This window comes from Burkholderia sp. AU44665 (assembly GCF_030504405.1).
Lineage (GTDB): Bacteria > Pseudomonadota > Gammaproteobacteria > Burkholderiales > Burkholderiaceae > Burkholderia > Burkholderia semiarida.
Map to the genome: position 1 here is coordinate 1 of NZ_JAUJRI010000003.1, position 18,365 is coordinate 18,365.

Genomic DNA, 18,365 nt, shown 5'->3' on the forward strand with positions numbered 1-18,365 from the left:
CCACGTGCTTCAGCTGCGTCGCGTTCGTGCCGTCGCCCAGCGTCACCGAACGGTAGTTCGGCGTACCGTCCGTGTTGCGGTCGTACGTGACCGCGGCGATCGCCTTGCCGTCGTCGCCGATCAGGCCCGAGCCCTTCAGCTGGCTCACGTTCACCGCGTCCTTGTCCGCGACGCCGGCCTTCACGTTGGCCAGCGTCGTGCCGTCCGTGCCGCCGCCCAGCGTGACCTTGTCCTTCGTCGCGCTGTCGTACGTCACCGCCAGCGACGTCAGGTTACCGCTGCCGTCGTCGCCCACCAGGCCCGAGTCCTTCAGCTGACCGAGGTTCAGCGCGTCGCTGTCTTCGGTTGCGTTCGCCACGTGCTTCAGCTGCGTCGCGTTCGTGCCGTCGCCCAGCGTCACCGAACGGTAGTTCGGCGTACCGTCCGTGTTGCGGTCGTACGTGACCGCGGCGATCGCCTTGCCGTCGTCGCCGATCAGGCCAGAGCCCTTCAACTGGCTCACGTTTACCGCGTCCTTATCTGCAACGCCGGCCTTCACGTTGGCCAGCGTCGTGCCGGCCGTGCCGCCGCCCAGCGTGACCTTGTCCTTCGTCGCGCTGTCGTACGTCACCGCCAGCGACGTCAGGTTACCGCTGCCGTCGTCGCCCACCAGGCCCGAGTCCTTCAACTGACCGAGATTCAGTGCGTCGCTGTCTTCGGTTGCGTTCGCCACGTGCTTCAGTTGCGTCGGGTTCGTGCCATCGCCCAGCGTGACCGAACGGTAGTTCGGCGTACCGTCCGTGTTGCGGTCGTACGTGACCGCCGCGATCGACTTGCCGTCGTCGCCGATCAGGCCAGAGCCCTTCAACTGGCTCACGTTCACTGCGTCCTTGTCCGCAACACCGGCCTTCACGTTCGACAGCGTCGTGCCGGCCGTGCCGCCACCGAGCGTGACCGAACCGAGGTTCGGCGTGCCGTCAGCGTTACGGTCGTACGTGACCGCGGCGATCGACTTGCCGTCGTCGCCGATCAGCCCCGAGCCCTTCAACTGGCTCACGTTCACCGCGTCCTTATCTGCAACGCCGGCCTTCACGTTCGACAGCGTCGTGCCATTCGCGCCGCCGCCCAGCGTGACGGAACCGAGGTTCGGCGAGCCGTCCGCGTTACGGTCGTACGTGACCGCAGCGATCGACTTGCCATCGTCGCCGATCAGGCCCGAGCCCTTCAGCTGGCTCACGTTCACTGCGTCCTTGTCCGCAACGCCGGCCTTCACGTTCGACAGCGTCGTGCCGTCCGCGCCCTTGAGCGTGACCACTTCGAAGTTCGGCGTACCGTCGCCGTTCCTGCCATAGGTCACCGCCAGCGGATCGGTGCCGCCGCCCCCGCCGCCCAGATTGGCCAGCGCATCGAGCGCATCGCCCACGTTGCGATAGGTGGTGCCGCCGATCGTGTACGTCGGGTTCACGATGGAACCGTCCGCGCCCACCGATGCATTGCCGCCGAAGGCCGCCACCGCGTCCTTCAACTGGCTCACGTTCACCGCATCGGTGTTGGCCGTACCGCGCGCGACATAAATGATCTGACGCTGCTGCCCCGTCGAACCCACCGAAATCGAGTTCAGTCGATCGGCCACCGAGCTCGCGCCCAGCGCGACCGAGTTCAATGCCGTGCCGGTGACGCTGGACTGGCGGCCGATCGCAATTGAGTTCGTGGCGAGCGGATCGACCTGCGCGCTCGTGCCGAATGCCAGGGAGTCAGCCGCATTGGCCCGCGCCGTATTGCCGAGCGCAAGGGCGTTGACGCCCGCGGCTCGCGCGTTGAAGCCCGCGGCAACCGCGTTGTTGCCCGATGCGTTCGTGCCATTGCCCAGCGCGAGCGCGCTCGTACCGGTCGCGACGCCGCTTCCGAACGCGACAGCACCCGTACCCGTTGCCGATGCACCCGCACCGAGCGCGACCGAACCGGAGCCCGTCGAACGCGACTGTGCGCCGATCGCGATGGCCGTATCGCCGGTCGCGCTGGCTTCCGCGCCAATCGCCACGCCATACGTGCCCGCACGAACGGATGCGTTGTCGCTGCCGTCGCCGAGACCGTCGACCTGAACATACGGATCGGTGCCCGCGAGCGTGCCGATCGCATCCAGTCGGTTGTTCACGTCCTGAATGGCTTGCGTGGTCGTCGTGCTGACGTTGTCGATGGCCGCCTGCGCGTTCGTCGACGCAATACCCATCAGGTCGTTGACCTGACCGACGGTCGCCGCATCGCTGTCTGCCTCGCCGTTCTGCACGTTCGTAATGCGACGTTGCAGGCCCGTTGCGCTGTTACCTACGGAAACCGTGCGGATCTCGTCCGCGACCGAGCCGAGGCCCAGCGCGATGGCATTGAGGCCCGTCGCCTGCGCGGCGACACCCGTGCCGCGCCCGCCGATATACGGGTTGCCGTTGGCCACGGTCTGCTGCAACTGCTGCACGTTGACCGCGTCGGTCGCCGCGACACCCGTGGCCACGTTCGACAGCGTCACAGGGCCGGCCGACTTGCCGCCGCCCAACGTCACCGCGTTGTAGTTCGGCGTGCCGTCCGCGTTACGGTTGTACGTGACCGCGGCGATCGCCTTGCCGTCGTCGCCGACCAGGCCCGAGCCCTTCAACTGGCTCACGTTCACTGCGTCCGTGTCGGCAACGCCGGCCTTCACGTTGGCCAGCGTCGTGCCGTTCGTGCCCTTCAACTTCACTTCGTCGAAGTTCGCCGAGCCATCCGCGTTCTTGCCATACGTCACCGCGAGCGACGTCACACCCGCACCCGGGTTCGTCGGATCGACCGGCGCAACGAGGCCCGAATCCTGCAACTGACCGAGGTTCACAGCGTCATTGCGGTTCACACCGTCCGCCACGTTCGACAGCGTCACCGGGCCGGTCGACTTGCCGCCGCCCAGCGTCACCGCGTTGTAGTTCGGCGTGCCGTCCGCGTTGCGGTTGTACGTCACCGCGGCGATCGCGCTGCCGTCGTCGCCGACCAGGCCCGAGCCCTTCAACTGGCTCACGTTCACTGCGTCCTTGTCCGCCACGCCGGCCTTCACGTTCGACAGCGTCGTGCCGGCCGTGCCGCCGCCCAGCGTGACCTTGTCCTTCGCGGTGCCGTCGTACACCACCGCCAGCGATTCGCCCGTGACCGGGTCGATCACGCCACCCCTCGCGAGCGAATCTTCCAGCGAACCGACGCGCGTGTTCGTCGCGAACAGTTGCGCGCCGTTTACCGCGTCCTTGCTCGTGGCCGACAGCGCGCCTTCCGCGACGTTGACGATCTTGCGTTCGTTGCCGGCGCTACCGACCGATACCGTGTTGTCCTCACGCGCGACCGACCCGTTACCCAGCGCGACGGCGTTGTTGCCGACCGCCACCGAATCGGCACCCAATGCAACTGCATTCGACGCGGATCTCGCGTTATAGCCGAGCGACGCGGCGTTTTGGTCCGCCGACGAATTTGCACCGACCGAAACGCCCCTTGCATTCACGGTCGATGCGCCATGGCCGATCGCCGCACTGTCCGTCGAAGCGATCGCTGTGTTGCCGATCGCGATGCCGTTGTTCGCAGCGGCATCCGCATTGCTACCGATGGCAATCGAGCCGACGCCGGTGGCGCTGGCGTCATCGCTGCCGTCACCGGCGCCATTCACCTTGACGTACGGATTGCTGCCGCCGACGTTCGCGATCGCGGCGTTCAGTTGGGCGACGTTCACCGCGTCGGTCCCGGCCGTGCCGGCCGCGAGGTTCGTGATCTGGCGCTGCTGCGTGGCCGAACCGACGGAAACGGTGTTGTTCCGGTTCGCGACGGAATCCATGCCGAGCGCGACCGAGTTGTCCGCCTGCGCATTCGCACGGAAGCCGATGCCGACCGCCCCCAGGCCGGTCGCGGCACCGCTCTGGCCGAGCACGGTCGCGTTGTCGCCCGTCGCGCGGGCGTTGCTGCCGATCGCGGTGGTATTGATCGCGCTGCCGGAGGCCGTATTGCCGAGCGCCACGCTGTTGTTGTTCGTGGTCGTGGCCCGGTTGCCGATTGCAACCGAACCCGTGCCGGTAGCCGTGGCGTTCGGGCCCGTCGCGACCGACGAGCTGCCCGCGGCGGAGCTCCCCGAGCCCACTGCAACGCCGGCACCGCCGCCCAGCGCGCTGGCGTTGGAACCCAGAACCGTCGCCCCCGAACCGGTATGTCTCGCGTTGGTACCGATCGCGATCGTGCCCGTTCCACCGGCCGTCGCGCTATTACCGATCGCGATCGAGCCGGTCGCGCCGGTAATGTCGCCGTCGATGACTCGAGCGTTGGTACCGATGGCTACGCCGCTCGTCGGAACGAAACGGTTGCTCTGGGCAACCGCTGCGCCATCGCCGAGCGCCACGTTGCTGTCGCCGACCGTACTCGCCGACGCGCCGATCGCGACGGAGTGAAAGCCGCCGGCTGCCGTTGCCGATCCGAGCGCCACCGAGCTGGAGCCGCTGGACGTCACGTTTTGTCCGATGGCAACCGCATTGGCGCCCGTCGCGTTCGCGTGACTGGCGCTCGTGCTGTTGACCATGAAATACGGATCGCTCGCCGCAATCGCGGCGTTCAGCTGATTCACGTTGACCGCGTCCGTACCCACCGTGCCGGCCGCGACGTTCGTGATCTGCCGTTGGCCCGTCGCCGTGCCGACCGATACGGTATTTGCACGATCCGCAAGAGAATAACTCCCGAGCGCGACCGAATTCCCCGCAGTTGCCGCCGCACCACGCCCCAACGCCGACGAGTTCTGCCCGGTAACCGCCGCGCCTACGCCAACCGCTGTCGTTCCGATGGCGGTCGCGCGCGCGAGCGTCCCGATCGCTACCCCATTATCTGCGCTAGCCACCGTATTGCCGCCCAGCGCGACCGCCGACGTGCCGGTAGCGCTCGCGTTTGCGCCGATGGCGGTTGCACTGCTGGCAGCGCTGGCGGCTACGTCGGCCGCATACGTGCCCGTGCTGATGGACACATACTTGTCATCCGTCGCGGCGATCGCGGCATTCAGCTGATTCACGTTGACCGCATCCGTGCCCGCCGTACCGGCAGCCAGGTTCTGGATGCGGTTGCTCTGCATGTTCACGCTACTGGAAAAATCCGCCGGGCCGGTGATATGCACACCAGCGCCGCCATGCAACACGAGGTGGCCGTCCTTGCTACCGCTGATGCCCGCCAGAGTGGCGGGATTCGCGATCCCGACGGTAGACCCGATCGCGGAACTGTCGTTGGTCAGCGCGAACGCCATGGGGCGCCCCTGGTAGAGGGCGGAGGAGGATGTCCCGTTACATGCGGTCAACCGGTTAAAGCCGGTGGATCCCGAGCCGAGACTGATGCCGGTCGTCGCGCCGCACAGCGCCAACCCGCCATTCCCGTTCGCGGCTGCCTGCGCGCCTGCTTCGACCGCAAACCCGCTTCCGCCGACACCCGCCATGACCGCGACCGCGGCCGTGACCGACGAACGCATCGTCGAGTTCGATTTCTTTCGCGCGCGCGCCGTTTCGGCCGCCGCGACCCATGTACCCGTCGTCGGATTCCAGACGGTGCGGTATGTCTTGTTCACGTTGATTGCCTCTATACGAAAGTGTGAGACGAGATTCGAGCTACGTGAGCCAATATATTTTTCGCAACGCCTTTCGATAATCAGACAGCCAGACGCGACAAAACTTATTTACTCAGACTGGTCCGAATATGACGATGCCTGACACTTCCGCGAGGAAAACGCGACACGGCACGCTCAAGAAACGCGCGATCGTTTGACATGCGCGCCGCTCGCGCCGTATAAACGCAGCGCGCAGGCTCGCCTCGACAATTAGGACCAGTCCTACCGCCGTCGCCGAATTGCTTCGGACTGCCCTACATACCGGCGGCCCTGCCATCACGATAATTGGCTCGTTCCCCGAGCCGGCAGTGCAATTGCCTGCCATTCCACACGGCTTACGGATATCGCTACGCGCGCGGTTCGCCGACGGCTTTCGCCGCTCGTCTCGCGCGCGGCCCCGATTCGCGCATTGACTTCACGGTATTCGTCCCATGCCCATCCGAAACCTGTTCGCGTCCCCGGTGGACGCCAACGCGCCGTTCGCGTCGATCGACGGCGAAGCGCGCGACCTGAGCCTGCTGCACCGCTACCAGCGCTTCACGCTGTACGGCGGGGCCGCGGTGCTGTCGCTCGTGATCCTGTTCGCGACGAGCGTGCTGCTCGACGGCTCGGTGCGCGACTACATCGCGAAGCGGCGCGAGCTGTTCGCCACGCACAAGGCGCTCGTCGAACTCGAGATCGACGCGAAACAGGCGTCGGTGCGGCGCTCGGTGATCAACGCGGAGCTGCTGTGGAACAGCCATCCGCGCCATTCGCACAGCGCGGCCGAGGCGCTCGCGCGCGACGGCCACGTCGTGCTGTCGCCGTTGCGCAACGTGAGCGAAATCTTCGTCGCCGTGACGCCCGACGCGCTGGCCGGCAACGAAACCGACGAATACGTTCAACTGATGGAGCGGCTCACGATCTCGGTGGCGGCCGCCGAACGGCAATCGGGGATGCCGCTGTCGGGCTACGCGTACAGCCCAGACCGCAACGTGCTCGCGATCACGCCGCCGCCGTCGATGCCCTATCGCGACGTGCTCGAGCGCATCGGCGTGGCCGACACGCGCGCGCTGATCGACCGGCTCGCGTTCAACGTCGCCGACTGGTCGAACCCGGCCGTCGCGCGCTACTGGCGCGCGACGCGGCGCATCGCGTGGGAGCCGCCCGCGATCGACCCGCTCACCGGCAAGAAGGTGTTCCGCCTCGTCGAGCCGGCGTTCGACGGCCCGCGGCATTTCATGACCTTCGTCAGCGATCTCGACGTGAACGTGCTCGACGACCGGCTCAAGCAGGCACCGGAAGACGCGGTGGTGATGCTGGTCGACCAGGCCGGCCGCGTGCTGCTGGACGAGGACCGCACGCGCGCGTCGATCGACGGCGCCGCGCTGATGCGTCATGCGCTCGCCGAGAACGGCTGGCGGCGCGGCCTCGACCGCTTCGACGAAAGCTATCTGCACGGCGTGTTCACGATCAGCGACCGGATCGCCGACACGGGCTTCGCGATCGTCTACGCGTACTCGTGGCGCACGATCGCGATCGCGATCTGGCCGACGATCGTGCGCGAAACCGGCGTGGCCGCGCTGATCCTGGCCGTGCTGTGGGCGCTCGTGATCGCATTCGACCTGAAGGTGTTCGCGCCAGTGTTCCGCCGCTCGCGCCGCGTGTTCGAGACCGATGAAATGAGCCGCGCGATCATCGCGACGTCGCCGTTCGGCATCGTGCTCGTGTCGCTCGACACCGACGCGGTGCTGCTGCGCAACCGGATGCACGAGCTGTACGAAAGCGCGGCCGGCGCGCCGCCCCTGTACGAGCGCCTGCTCGCGCGCTACCGGCAGGGCGCGGGCAGCGCGCCGGTGCAGCTCGACGTGGAATTCCCGGTGACGCTCGACGACGGCCGTGCGCGCGACCTGCTCGTCAACTTCGTGCGCGTGCGCTACCGTGGCAAGGACACGCTGCTGTGCGGTTTCTCCGACATCACGACGCGCGCCGACACCGAGCGCGCGCTCGACAGCGCGAACCGCGCGAAATCGACGTTCCTGGCAACGATCAGCCACGAGATCCGCACGCCGCTGAACGCGATGCTCGGCAACCTCGAACTGCTCGACAAGGCGCCCGACCGCAATCGCGAGAAATCGCGGCTGCACGCGGTCACGTCGGCCGCGCGGATGCTGCTCGACATGCTGAACAACGTGCTCGACATGACGAAGATCGAAGCCGACCGGATGACGCTCGAGGCGACCAGCTTCCGCATCGACGAACTGGCGCGCGACATCGCCGAGCTGTTCGAGCCGGTCGCGCGTGCAAAGGGCGTCGCGCTGCGCGTGGACGTCGATGCGCAGGCGGCGCGGCCGTATGTTGGCGATCCGCTGCGGGTGCGGCAGATCGTCGTCAATCTCGTCAGCAATGCGATCAAGTTCACCGATCGCGGCGCGGTCGCGCTGTCCGTGACGGCGCCGGTGGCCGACGGCACGCCGGTGATGATCCGCGTCAGCGATTCCGGCATCGGCATGACGCCCGCGCAGCTCGAACGCGTGTTCGAGCCGTTCGCGCAGGCCGACGAATCGATCGCGCGCCGCTTCGGCGGCACGGGCATCGGCCTGCCGCTGAGCAACAAGCTCGCGGAATCTATGGGCGGGCGCATCGCCGTGGACAGCGTGCCGAACGTCGGCTCGACCTTCGTCGTGTCGCTGCCGCTGCCGCTCGATCATCAGCACGGGATGCAGCCGGCGCCGGCTGGCGGCGACACGCCGGACCTGCGCGTGCTGTTCGTCGACGACAACCCCGTCAACCGCTCGCTCGTGCACGATCAGCTCGACGTGCTCGGCTATCGCGCCGACGTCGCGTCGAGCGTGGCGCAGGCGCTCGATCTCGTCGAACGGCACGACTACGCGATCGTGATGACCGACCTCAACATGCCGGGCCTCGACGGCTATGCGCTCGCTCGAATGCTGCGCGAACGCGGCCGCGCGCTGCCGATCCTGGCCGTGACCGCGCACGCGGAGCCCGACGAGTTGCGGCTGTCGAAGGAAGCCGGCATCGACGAGATCGTCACGAAGCCGACGTCGCTGCGCTCGCTCGAACAGGCGATCGCGAAATACACGGGCCCGTGGCGGCCGGGCCGCGCGATCGCAGCGGCGCCCGCGAGCACGCGCGGGCCGCTGCCGCGCGACCTGTGCGCGGCGCTGGTCGATGCGACCAACCGGGCCAATGCCGCGATCGTGCGCGCGCTCGAATACGGCGACCTGAAGGCCGCGCGCGCGGAGATTCACAGCATGCGCGGCGCGTTCGCGATGATCGGCGAGCGCGACGTGTCGGGCCTCTGCGCGTCGCTGGAAGCGCTGGCGCTGGCCGGCGACGCGGTGGCGTTCGCGCGGGAGTTCGAGCAATACCGCGGTTGCGCGCAAGCCGCGCTCGCGCGGCGCGCCGGCGACCACGCGCAGCAGCGTGGCGATCCGCTCGCGGCCAGGGCAGCGGCGGCGGGCACGAAGCAGGGAGCATGAAGGAGGCGCGAAGCGGGAGGACGGCTCGCTTCGCGTGATCTGAACGATGAGCGGAGGACGTGCGCGGCTACCGCCGGCGGGGAATCGACGCTCGCATAAGGCAGCGTGAGGAGTAGTGCTACAACCAACGTAGCTTCGCGCAACGGCCGGGCCCAGCGACCGCCGTCGAATCCATGCCACGGCACCGCGCGAATCAAGCTTAACGTGGCCGGCCCCTGCATCCAATAGGACTGAACCGATTCGTGTTGGGATTTCTTCCCGTCGGTGAAAACGGTTCGTCAGGGTGCGTCGACGCGGTCGATCGACACGCTTTTCAACACATCGGTGAAGAAACGACGAATTGGCCGGCCGGCGCAGCCGCCGCTAAATCGTTGAGCAGCAAGGACGCGAGGCACTGGCCCGATGGTCAACGCGGCCGAAACCGCGCGCACCCCTTGCCCGCGGCCGTTCAATCTTGGCTAAAGTAGTTGCACGTTTTCGCCTGGATGAAGTAACGATCGACATCCGCCGCGTCAACGAGCGCGGCCTGCGGGTGGGTAAAACACCTGCAGGCCGCTGACCACCACCAACTCAACAGAGGAGTTGACCATGGCTGACGCGAATCATAGCGCACCCATTCGTTTCCGGGACTGCTTCGTCAACACGCAAACATCCATTCAATCTCGCCGCGTCGTTCCGCATGTCAGGCTCGCCGATAGGGCGCCGCTCGATGCCGCGCAGTGTTCGGCGATCACGGGAGAAGCACGATGAATTACGACGATCAGGATGACTACACCGGCGACGTGCCGGCCGATTTCGATTTCTACGACGTCGGGGAGCTGGAGGCCAAGTCCGTCCTAGCGCTGAAACTCAACGCGCTGATTGCGTCGCGCGGCCTGAGCGACGAAGAGGCCGCGGCGCTCGCGGAAATGGTCCGGCCGGTGGTCACGCCCGAGCAGCGCGAGCGGCTCAGGAACGTGTCGCTGGATCAGCTGATGCTGACGCTGGCCGCGTTTGGCCAGCATGTGGAAATCGTGGTCCGGGCCGCGGGGGAATCGGGCCCGGCCGGTATCACGGCGACGGTCTGACCGCGCGTCGCGCAACGACGAACGGGGCGGCAGCCGAAGCGTGCCGGTGCACGTACGAGGCAGGCGCCCCTTTCGATTCAACGTCGCCGGTTGTCGCGTCCGATCGGGTCAGGCCTGAATCGTCGACGTCTCGCGCGCATTCATCGTCACGGCGAGCGGCGGAAAGGTGGCCGCGCTACGCATCGCGCCGTAGAACTTGTTCATCACGATGTCGATGCCGTAGTTGTCGAGCGTGCGGCCCAGCCCGTACGAGTAGAGCGTCTCCGGCCGCAGCGGAAAGCAGCGATCGAGCAGGAAGCGCGCGCCGGCCGGCGAGATCGTGTACGCACAGATCCCGTAGAACTCGAGCAGGTTCATCACCAGCACCGGGCCGCGGTCGTTCCGGAAATCGCCGATCGCATCGTCGAGCGCCGCTTCATCGAAGCGCATCGTCACCGGCGCGCGGCTGTTGAAGATCGAACCGCGCAAGATCGAATCGAAGTTGTAGCCCCATGCGATGAAATCGTGCCGGCCGCGATCGTCACGCAGGAATTGCAGCGTGGCGTCGTGGAAATCGGGCCGAAAGATCGCATCGTCCTCCGCGACCGTTATCCGCTCGCGGCCCGAGGCGATGTCGCTCCACAGCCGATGCGTGGTCATCGCGATGCCGAACGCACCGCGCGTGTACGGCAACCCGGGCGCGAACAGGCCGGATGCGGCGATTGCGGCGTCCGAGAGCGTGTGTCCGTCGATCGCGTCGACGAATTCGAAATCCAGATGCGGGTTGTTCGCGCGGAACGCGTGCCGGCGCGCGTGGCTGCGGCGCAGCGAAATGACCTTGACGGTCGGGCGCACGGCCGGGTCCGCCGCAAGCAGGGTGGGCGCGTTCGTCGCCATCATTGCCAGCTCGTCACGACCGAAATGCCGAATACGATGCCGAGCACGATACCCACCGCACGGCCTTGCAGGATCGGCCTCAACGCCTCGGGCTCGAAGAACGGATCGATTGCGTCCATCCGGTTGCGCCATGCGGCGAACGCTGGCGGCACGAGCAGCACGAACGCCATCAGCACCGCCGAGATCAGCGTCACCGCCAGGCCGCCGGCGCTCCAGCGCGTGCCGGCCTCGATCACGAAGTGCACGAGCGCGACGGTCACCGCGCTCGCGATCGTGCCGACCACCGCGCCCTTGACCACATTATCTGCATCACTCATCGATTGTCCTCCATCGCCAGTTCATGCCGCTTGATATCGGCGGATGCTGCGTATTACAGGCGAGTCGGACGCGAATCTCTATCGGACGGGTCTTATTGTCCGGCGGCGGAGCGAAGGAATCGGACCAGGCCTACACGGCGTGCCGGAGCCTATGTGGCCTGCTTCCCGGCCGGCGGGCCGCCAAGCGTCATCTGTCGACGCTTTTAAGACTGGGCCGATTGAGTGGCCGACAGCGTGTCCATAAAGTGGAACGCGTCACGGCGCAAGGCTGTCCGCCGCAACCGGCATGACGCCCGCGACGCCCTCGCATCGGAAACGTCTCGACACGAACGTCCTGACGGCGCTTCCCCGAAGCAATGTCTTTTCCCAACCGCGGCATTCGCCGCACGCAATCGGACGACACCATCATGAAACAACGCGCCACCGTCCTGTGCCGGCGCGGCGACCGGGTTCTGCTGGTCGCCCGACCGCACGCCCGCTGGACACTACCCGGCGGCCTACCCAAACCGGGCGAATCGCTGAGCGACGCCGCGCGCCGCGAACTCGCGGAAGAAACCGGGCTCGTCTGCCGGAACCTGCGCTACCTGTTTCGCGCGGCCGGCAAGCACAAGCTGCATCACGTGTTCCTGGCGGATCTCGATGCGCACGCTCGAGCGCGTCCGTCCGCGGAAGTCGCGCACTGCGCGTGGTTCGACCGGATGGAGATGGCGTCGATCGATTGCAGCGGGCCGACGCCCGCGATCGTCGAACTCGCACTCGACGGGACGCGCGTCGCCGGGCCCGTGGCCTTCATGATTCACGTCGAAGCGGAGACCGCAGTGGGATGACGTCGTTGCGGTTGGCGCACGGCGCGGTTCCGGTGGCGGGAAAAAGGCGGCCGATTGCCGGCGAAACGACGCACGGAACAAAAAAGGCTCGGCGGGCTCACAGCCCGCCGAGCCTCGTTTTCTTCGGCGCCTGTTACTGCTCGATCGTCGCCTGCGCGGCCAGCTTGTCGACCAGCGCGGCCATCGCGTTTTGTCGCGCCTGCTGCTCCAGTTGCTGTCGCAGCACCGGCTTGGCCTTGTCGAAGCTCGGCACGACCACCGGGCGCTTGTCGGCGAGCTTCACGAACGCATACGCATTGCCGATCTGCACCGGGCCCGACACCGCGCCCGGCTTCAGCGACGTCATGGCCTGCGCGAGCGGCATCGGCAGCCCGGCCGTGTGGCCTTCGGCAAGCGGCGTCTTCAGTTCGCTCCACTCGGCCACGCCAGCGTTCGCGGTCGTGTTGTACTTCTTCGCGACCGCGTCGAAGGTCGCGCCCTGCTTCAGCTCGGCTGCCACCGCATTCGCCTTCGCGGCATCGGCCACGGCCACCACTTGCGCGCGGTATTCGAACTGCGCGGCATTCGCGACGATGTAGTCGTAGCGCGCCTTCACCTGCGCATCGGTCACGCGCTGCGCGCCCAACGCATCGCGCAGATACAGATCGGCCGCCGCGCTCGCACGCGCGCGCGACACGATGCCCTGGACTTCGGGCCGGCTGCCGTAGTTCGCCTTGTCGGCCGCCTGCTCGATCAGTTGCCGGACGATCAGGTCGCGCTTCACCGCATCGCGCAACGCCGGCGTATCGGGCTGGCCCGACGCCTTCACGATGGTGTCCACGTCGCTCTGTACGATCGGCGCGTTGTTCACGACCGCGACGATGCCTTTCGGCAGCGGCGCCGCGCCGGCTTCGGCGGCGACCGCGCCCGTCATGCCGGTGGCGCAGACGAGTGCGATCACGGCGGGAATGGCTTGAATACGAGTCTTCATGATGGAGTCCTTGATAATTGACCGCGCACGAAGGCTGCGCGTATGAACGATGAAACGCGATGGCGCCGACGGCGTCGCGCGCTCGAGGGTGTATCGAAATCGTCGACGACGTCGCGCGTATTCCCTGTCTGCCCGCGGCGCGCCATGTTCGTTGCCGTGCGTCGAACACGGAAAAAGGACGCCGCCCCACCTCGGGCGGCGTTCGGAACGAAGACGAGCTTCGGATACGAGGTATCGAACGGATCACCATGCAACCGTTCGACCGGCACATTGTGGGCAGACGCAGACGACGACACAATCGGCCTGGTCCTACATCGGCGCACGTTTGCGTCGCACGCTTGATCCGCACGATCCACACGAATCGCGACGTGCCGCATGAATGGCGCTTGAATCAGACGAGTCTGATTGGAACGCATCGGGCCGACACGAATAATGAATTGATCCCGGCTTTCGGTCGCGCATGCATCTCGCGCCGGCCGCGAGCGATTTCATTTCATCTTCCCGTATCGAGGATCCCGTTTGAATCATCGAATCAACCTGACGCAGGTCGTCACGGCAGTCCGGCGCGCGGCGCTGCCGCTGTTCGCCGCGGCAATCGCGAGCGGCGCGACCGCGGCCGCCGCCGCACCGACGCAGGACCCGCGCGACTTCGATTACGCGCATCAGCAGGCCTGGCAGATCGAGTCGGGCGATTCGCAATCGCCGATCGACATCCGGTCGGGCACCGTCGTGCAGGCCGAACGCATGCCCGGCGTGAACGACGCGATCGTCGTGCACGTCGCCACGGGCGGCGCGACCGTCGTGGACAACGGCCACACCGTGCAGGTCGTGCCGAAGCAAAGCGACGTGATCATCCGCGGCCGTCACTTCCGGCTGCTTCAGGCGCACTTCCACGCGCCGGCCGAGCACACGATCGACGGCCGGCGCTATCCGCTCGAAGGCCATTTCGTGTTCCGCGCGCAGGACGGCCGGCTTGCCGTCGTCGCGGTGCTGTATCGCGACGGCAACGAGAACGCGCAGTTCGCGTCGATCGTGCGCGCGGCGCGGCGCGGCGTCACGTCGCCGCTGGCGTCGTTCGACGTGGCGGCGCTTATGCCGGACGATCTCGACAGCTATTACCACTACCTCGGCTCGCTGACGACGCCCCCGCTCACCGAGAACGTCGAATGGTATGTGCTGCAGGACACGATGGAGCTGTCCGCGGCCGACATCGACGCGTTCACGCGGCACTACTCGCACAACGCGCGCGCCACGCAGCCGCTGAACGGACGCCCGCTGCTGAAGTACCAGCGGCACTGAACCCACGCAACATCGCTCATCCAAGGAGAATGTCCATGTCGAACCCATCGAAGTGCCCGTTCAACCACACCGCAGGCAGCGGCACGACGAACAAGGACTGGTGGCCGAATCAGCTGAACCTGAACGTACTGCACCGGCATTCGGCGCTGTCCGATCCGATGGACCCGGATTTCGACTACGCAGAAGCGTTCAAGAAGCTGGATCTCGCCGCGGTGAAGCAGGACCTGCACGCGCTGATGACGACCTCGCAGGACTGGTGGCCGGCCGACTTCGGCCACTACGGCGGCCTGTTCGTGCGCATGGCGTGGCATAGCGCCGGCACCTACCGCACGGCCGACGGCCGCGGCGGCGCCGGCGGCGGGCAGCAGCGCTTCGCGCCGCTCAACAGCTGGCCGGACAACGTCAGCCTCGACAAGGCTCGCCGCCTGCTGTGGCCGATCAAGCAGAAGTACGGCCGCAACATCTCGTGGGCCGACCTGCTGATCCTGACCGGCAACGTCGCGCTCGAATCGATGGGCTTCAAGACCTTCGGCTATGCCGGCGGCCGCGTCGACACGTGGGAGCCGGACGACGTCTACTGGGGCTCCGAAAAGATCTGGCTGGAACTGAGCGGCGGCCCCAACAGCCGCTACACCGGCAAGCGCGAGCTCGAAAGCCCGCTCGCCGCGGTGCAGATGGGCCTCATCTACGTGAACCCGGAGGGCCCGGACGGCAACCCCGACCCGGTCGCCGCCGCGCACGACATCCGCGAGACGTTCGCGCGCATGGCGATGAACGACGAGGAAACGGTCGCGCTGATCGCGGGCGGCCACACGTTCGGCAAGACGCACGGCGCCGGCCCGGCGTCGAACGTCGGCCCCGAGCCGGAAGCCGCGGGCCTCGAAGAGCAGGGGCTCGGCTGGAAGAGCACGTTCGGCACGGGCAAGGGCAAGGACACGATCACGAGCGGCCTCGAAGTCACGTGGACGTCGACGCCGACGCAGTGGAGCAACGATTTCTTCAAGCACCTGTTCAGCTACGAATGGGAGCTCACGAAGAGCCCGGCCGGCGCGCACCAGTGGGTCGCGAAGGATGCGGACGAAGTGATTCCCGATGCGTACGACGCGTCGAAGAAGCATCGCCCGACGATGCTGACGACCGACCTGTCGCTGCGTTTCGACCCGGCCTACGAAAAGATCTCGCGCCGCTTCTACGAGAACCCGGCCGAGTTCGCCGACGCGTTCGCACGCGCATGGTTCAAGCTCACGCACCGCGACATGGGCCCGCGCTCGCGCTATCTCGGCCCGGACGTGCCGGCGGAACACCTGCTGTGGCAGGACCCGATCCCGGCCGTCGATCACCCGCTGATCGACGCCGCCGATGTCGCCGCGCTGAAGACGAAGGTGCTGGCCACCGGCCTGTCGGTGTCGCAGCTCGTGTCGACCGCATGGGCGTCGGCGGCGACGTTCCGCGGCTCGGACAAGCGCGGCGGCGCGAACGGCGCGCGCATTCGTCTCGCGCCGCAGAAGGACTGGGAAGTGAACCAGCCGGCGGCGCTCGCGGCGGTGCTCGAAACGCTCGAAGGCGTGCAGAAGGCGTTCAACGATGCGCAGACGGGCGGCAAGAAGGTGTCGCTGGCCGACCTGATCGTGCTGGCCGGCGCGGCCGGCGTCGAGCAGGCGGCGAAGAACGCGGGTGTCGCGATCACGGTGCCGTTCGCGCCGGGCCGGATGGATGCGTCGCAGGAAGAAACCGACGTCGACGCGATGGCCGTGCTCGAGCCGGTGGCGGACGGGTTCCGCAACTACCTGAAGCACGCGTACAAGACGCCGGCCGAGGCGCTGCTGGTCGACAAGGCGCAGCTGCTGACGTTGACGGCGCCGGAGATGACCGTGCTGGTCGGCGGCCTGCGCGTGCTCGGCGCGAACGTCGGCGACTCGAAGCACGGCGTGTTCACCGATCGTCCGGGCACGCTGACGAACGATTTCTTCGCGAACCTGCTCGACATGGGTACGGAGTGGAAGCCGGTGTCGGGCGCGAACGACGTGTTCGAGGGGCGCGACCGTGCGACGGGCGCGGTCAAGTGGACGGGCACGCGCGTTGACCTGATCTTCGGCTCGCACTCGCAGTTGCGCGCGCTGGCCGAGGTGTACGGCAGCACGGATGCGAAGGAGAAGTTCGTGCGCGACTTCGTCGCCGCCTGGAACAAGGTGATGAACCTCGACCGCTTCGATCTCGCGTGACCGACGGCTTCACGCCGCTCGCGTAGCAAACGAAAACGGCCAGTCTCGCGACTGGCCGTTTTCGTCATGGGTTCAACCTTGCGTCAGTCCGCCAGCCGCGCAGCCAGCGCCTCGACGCGCTGCGGATCCGCATTGACCGCCAGCGCGATCCTGCGGCCGTACTCCGGATCGGCCTTCTGGAAATACGACAGCATCGTGTACTTGACGTTCTCGTCCTTCACCTGCCCGAGATCGCCCGCGAGATTCGCGATCAGATCCTTGCGCGCGTTCTCCGGCAGCGATCGATAGAACGCACCGGCCTGCGCGAAGTTCCGCGTCCGCGCGATCGGCGCCTGCTGCGTCGTGCCGGTCAGCGGCAGCCGGCTGTACTTGTACCGCGCATCCGCCGACAGATCCTTCGCCGCGCTCGGCTCGTAGTTCACGGTGCCCTTGGTCATACCGCCGTTCATCGCGCCGTCCTGGTTGTGGTTCGCCACATCGGCGCGCGGGCGATTCACCGGCATTTGCAGCCCGTTCACGCCTACCCGATGCAACTGCGTATCCGCATACGCGAACAGGCGGCCTTGCAGCAGCCGGTCTTCCGACGGCTCGATGCCCGGCACCAGATTCGACGGCGCCATCGCGGCCTGCTCCGTTTCCTGGAAGATGTTCGCCGGATTGCGGTCGAGCGTCATCGTGCCGATCTTGATCTCCGCAACGTCGGGCCAGATCTTCGTGGCGTCGAGCGGATCGAACTCGAAGCGCGCGAGCTGCTCGGGCTTCAGCACCTGGATATACAGATCCCATTTCGGGAAGTTGCCGGCGGCGATGGCCGCCTGCAAATCACGCGTCATGTGATTGAAGTCCTTGCCCTGAATGCGCTCGGCTTCCTTCGCGTCGAGATTGTGTTCGCCCTGCAAGCTCTTCCAGTGGAATTTCACGTAGTGCACGTCGCCGCGCGCGTTGACGAACTTGTACGCGTGCACGCTGTTGCCGTCCATCTCGCGATAGCTTCTCGGCGTGCCGTAGTCCGAATAAAGGCGCGTGAGCATGTGCGTCGCTTCGGGTTGATGCGAGAAGAAATCGAAGAAGCGGTTCGGATCCTGGATGTTCGTGTCCGGCGCCGGCTTCAGCGAATGGACCATGTCCGGGAACTTGATCGCGTCGCGGATGAAGAACACCGGCAGGTTGTTGCCCACCAGATCCCAGTTGCCTTCCGACGTATAGAACTTCGTCGCGAAGCCGCGCGGGTCGCGCAGCGTCTCCGGCGACGTGCCGCCGTGGATCACGCTCGAGAACCGGACGAACACCGGCGTGTCGGTGCCCGGCGCGAACACCTTCGCCTGCGTGTAGTCGGAAATGTCGCGGGTCGCGATGAAGTGTCCGTATGCGCCGGTGCCGCGCGCGTGCACGACGCGCTCCGGAATGCGCTCACGGTCGAAACGCTGCAGTTTCTGGATCAGGTTGACGTCCTGCAGCACCACGGGGCCGCCGGGGCCGGCCGTCTGCGAGTTCTGGTTGTCACCGACCGGCGCGCCGTTGTCGCGTGTCAGTGTCGATGCGCTCGCGTCGAAGGTCAGGACGGTCGCGCATACCAGCAAAGCGGTACGCCATGCGGCTTGCGTGTTGTACATCTGTCGACTCCATGTTTGAAATGGGGCCTCACTGTAATTCGCATGTAAGCCGGCCGTGAATTGACTTATTCATATCGGCTC

Annotated in this window: 10 protein-coding genes; 5 read left to right on the top strand and 5 right to left on the bottom strand. The window is 66.7% G+C overall.

Features of this window, described 5'->3' with window-relative positions:
- Positions 1 to 5,572: ESPR-type extended signal peptide-containing protein (locus QZM15_RS08565; protein WP_302106183.1), on the bottom strand; the 5,572-nt coding region annotated here is incomplete at its 3' end.
- A 470-nt stretch (positions 5,573 to 6,042) separates the two neighbouring features.
- Here QZM15_RS08565 and QZM15_RS08570 point away from each other — a divergent pair.
- Entirely contained in the window at positions 6,043 to 9,093 is a 3,051-nt protein-coding gene (locus QZM15_RS08570) for an ATP-binding protein (RefSeq protein ID WP_302106184.1), read from the top strand.
- A gap of 746 nt (positions 9,094 to 9,839) precedes the next feature.
- Complete coding sequence (locus tag QZM15_RS08575) at positions 9,840 to 10,160, top strand: helix-turn-helix domain-containing protein (protein WP_302106185.1); 321 nt, start codon at positions 9,840 to 9,842, stop codon at positions 10,158 to 10,160.
- Positions 10,161 to 10,268: 108 nt separating this feature from the next.
- On the opposite strand, the gene QZM15_RS08580 is transcribed toward QZM15_RS08575, so the two are convergent.
- Both QZM15_RS08580 and QZM15_RS08585 read right to left on the bottom strand, forming a co-directional pair.
- A complete protein-coding gene (locus tag QZM15_RS08580; RefSeq protein WP_302106186.1) occupies positions 10,269 to 11,039 on the bottom strand; it encodes a glycosyltransferase family 25 protein in 771 nt (256 codons plus the stop codon).
- Positions 11,036 to 11,353, bottom strand: coding sequence for a hypothetical protein (locus tag QZM15_RS08585; RefSeq protein WP_302106187.1), 318 nt, complete (start codon positions 11,351 to 11,353; stop codon positions 11,036 to 11,038). Before QZM15_RS08585 ends, QZM15_RS08580 begins: the two co-directional genes overlap by 4 nt.
- Before the next feature lie 407 nt (positions 11,354 to 11,760).
- On the opposite strand from QZM15_RS08585, the gene QZM15_RS08590 reads away from it, so the two are divergent.
- On the top strand, positions 11,761 to 12,180 hold the full coding sequence (locus tag QZM15_RS08590) for an NUDIX hydrolase (RefSeq protein WP_302106188.1): 420 nt from the start codon (positions 11,761 to 11,763) through the stop codon (positions 12,178 to 12,180).
- Positions 12,181 to 12,313: 133 nt separating this feature from the next.
- Here QZM15_RS08590 and QZM15_RS08595 read toward each other — a convergent pair whose 3' ends face one another.
- Positions 12,314 to 13,150: a peptidyl-prolyl cis-trans isomerase gene (locus QZM15_RS08595; RefSeq protein ID WP_226226246.1), complete on the bottom strand. Its 837-nt coding sequence runs from the start codon at positions 13,148 to 13,150 to the stop codon at positions 12,314 to 12,316.
- Between the two features lie 519 nt (positions 13,151 to 13,669).
- Here QZM15_RS08595 and QZM15_RS08600 point away from each other — a divergent pair.
- Positions 13,670 to 14,449, top strand: a complete 780-nt coding sequence (locus tag QZM15_RS08600) for a carbonic anhydrase (RefSeq protein WP_302106189.1) — start codon at positions 13,670 to 13,672, stop codon at positions 14,447 to 14,449.
- Positions 14,450 to 14,484: 35 nt separating this feature from the next.
- A complete protein-coding gene (katG, locus tag QZM15_RS08605; protein WP_302106190.1) occupies positions 14,485 to 16,671 on the top strand; it encodes a catalase/peroxidase HPI in 2,187 nt (728 codons plus the stop codon).
- An 83-nt stretch (positions 16,672 to 16,754) separates the two neighbouring features.
- Here the strand turns inward: katG and QZM15_RS08610 are convergent, their stop codons facing one another.
- Positions 16,755 to 18,284 (bottom strand): catalase, encoded by a 1,530-nt coding sequence (locus QZM15_RS08610; RefSeq protein WP_302106191.1) that lies wholly within the window; start codon positions 18,282 to 18,284, stop codon positions 16,755 to 16,757.
- Positions 18,285 to 18,365: the final 81 nt, after the last annotated feature.

Bases quoted from the DNA above. Each gene is read 5' to 3' on its own strand.
- QZM15_RS08570 (WP_302106184.1), top strand. From the start codon at position 6,043: ATGCCCATCCGAAACCTGTTCGCGTCCCCGGTGGACGCCAACGCGCCG.
- QZM15_RS08575 (WP_302106185.1), top strand. From the start codon at position 9,840: ATGAATTACGACGATCAGGATGACTACACCGGCGACGTGCCGGCCGAT.
- QZM15_RS08580 (WP_302106186.1), bottom strand. From the start codon at position 11,039: ATGATGGCGACGAACGCGCCCACCCTGCTTGCGGCGGACCCGGCCGTG.
- QZM15_RS08585 (WP_302106187.1), bottom strand. From the start codon at position 11,353: ATGAGTGATGCAGATAATGTGGTCAAGGGCGCGGTGGTCGGCACGATC.
- QZM15_RS08590 (WP_302106188.1), top strand. From the start codon at position 11,761: ATGAAACAACGCGCCACCGTCCTGTGCCGGCGCGGCGACCGGGTTCTG.
- QZM15_RS08595 (WP_226226246.1), bottom strand. From the start codon at position 13,150: ATGAAGACTCGTATTCAAGCCATTCCCGCCGTGATCGCACTCGTCTGC.
- katG (WP_302106190.1), top strand. From the start codon at position 14,485: ATGTCGAACCCATCGAAGTGCCCGTTCAACCACACCGCAGGCAGCGGC.
- QZM15_RS08610 (WP_302106191.1), bottom strand. From the start codon at position 18,284: ATGTACAACACGCAAGCCGCATGGCGTACCGCTTTGCTGGTATGCGCG.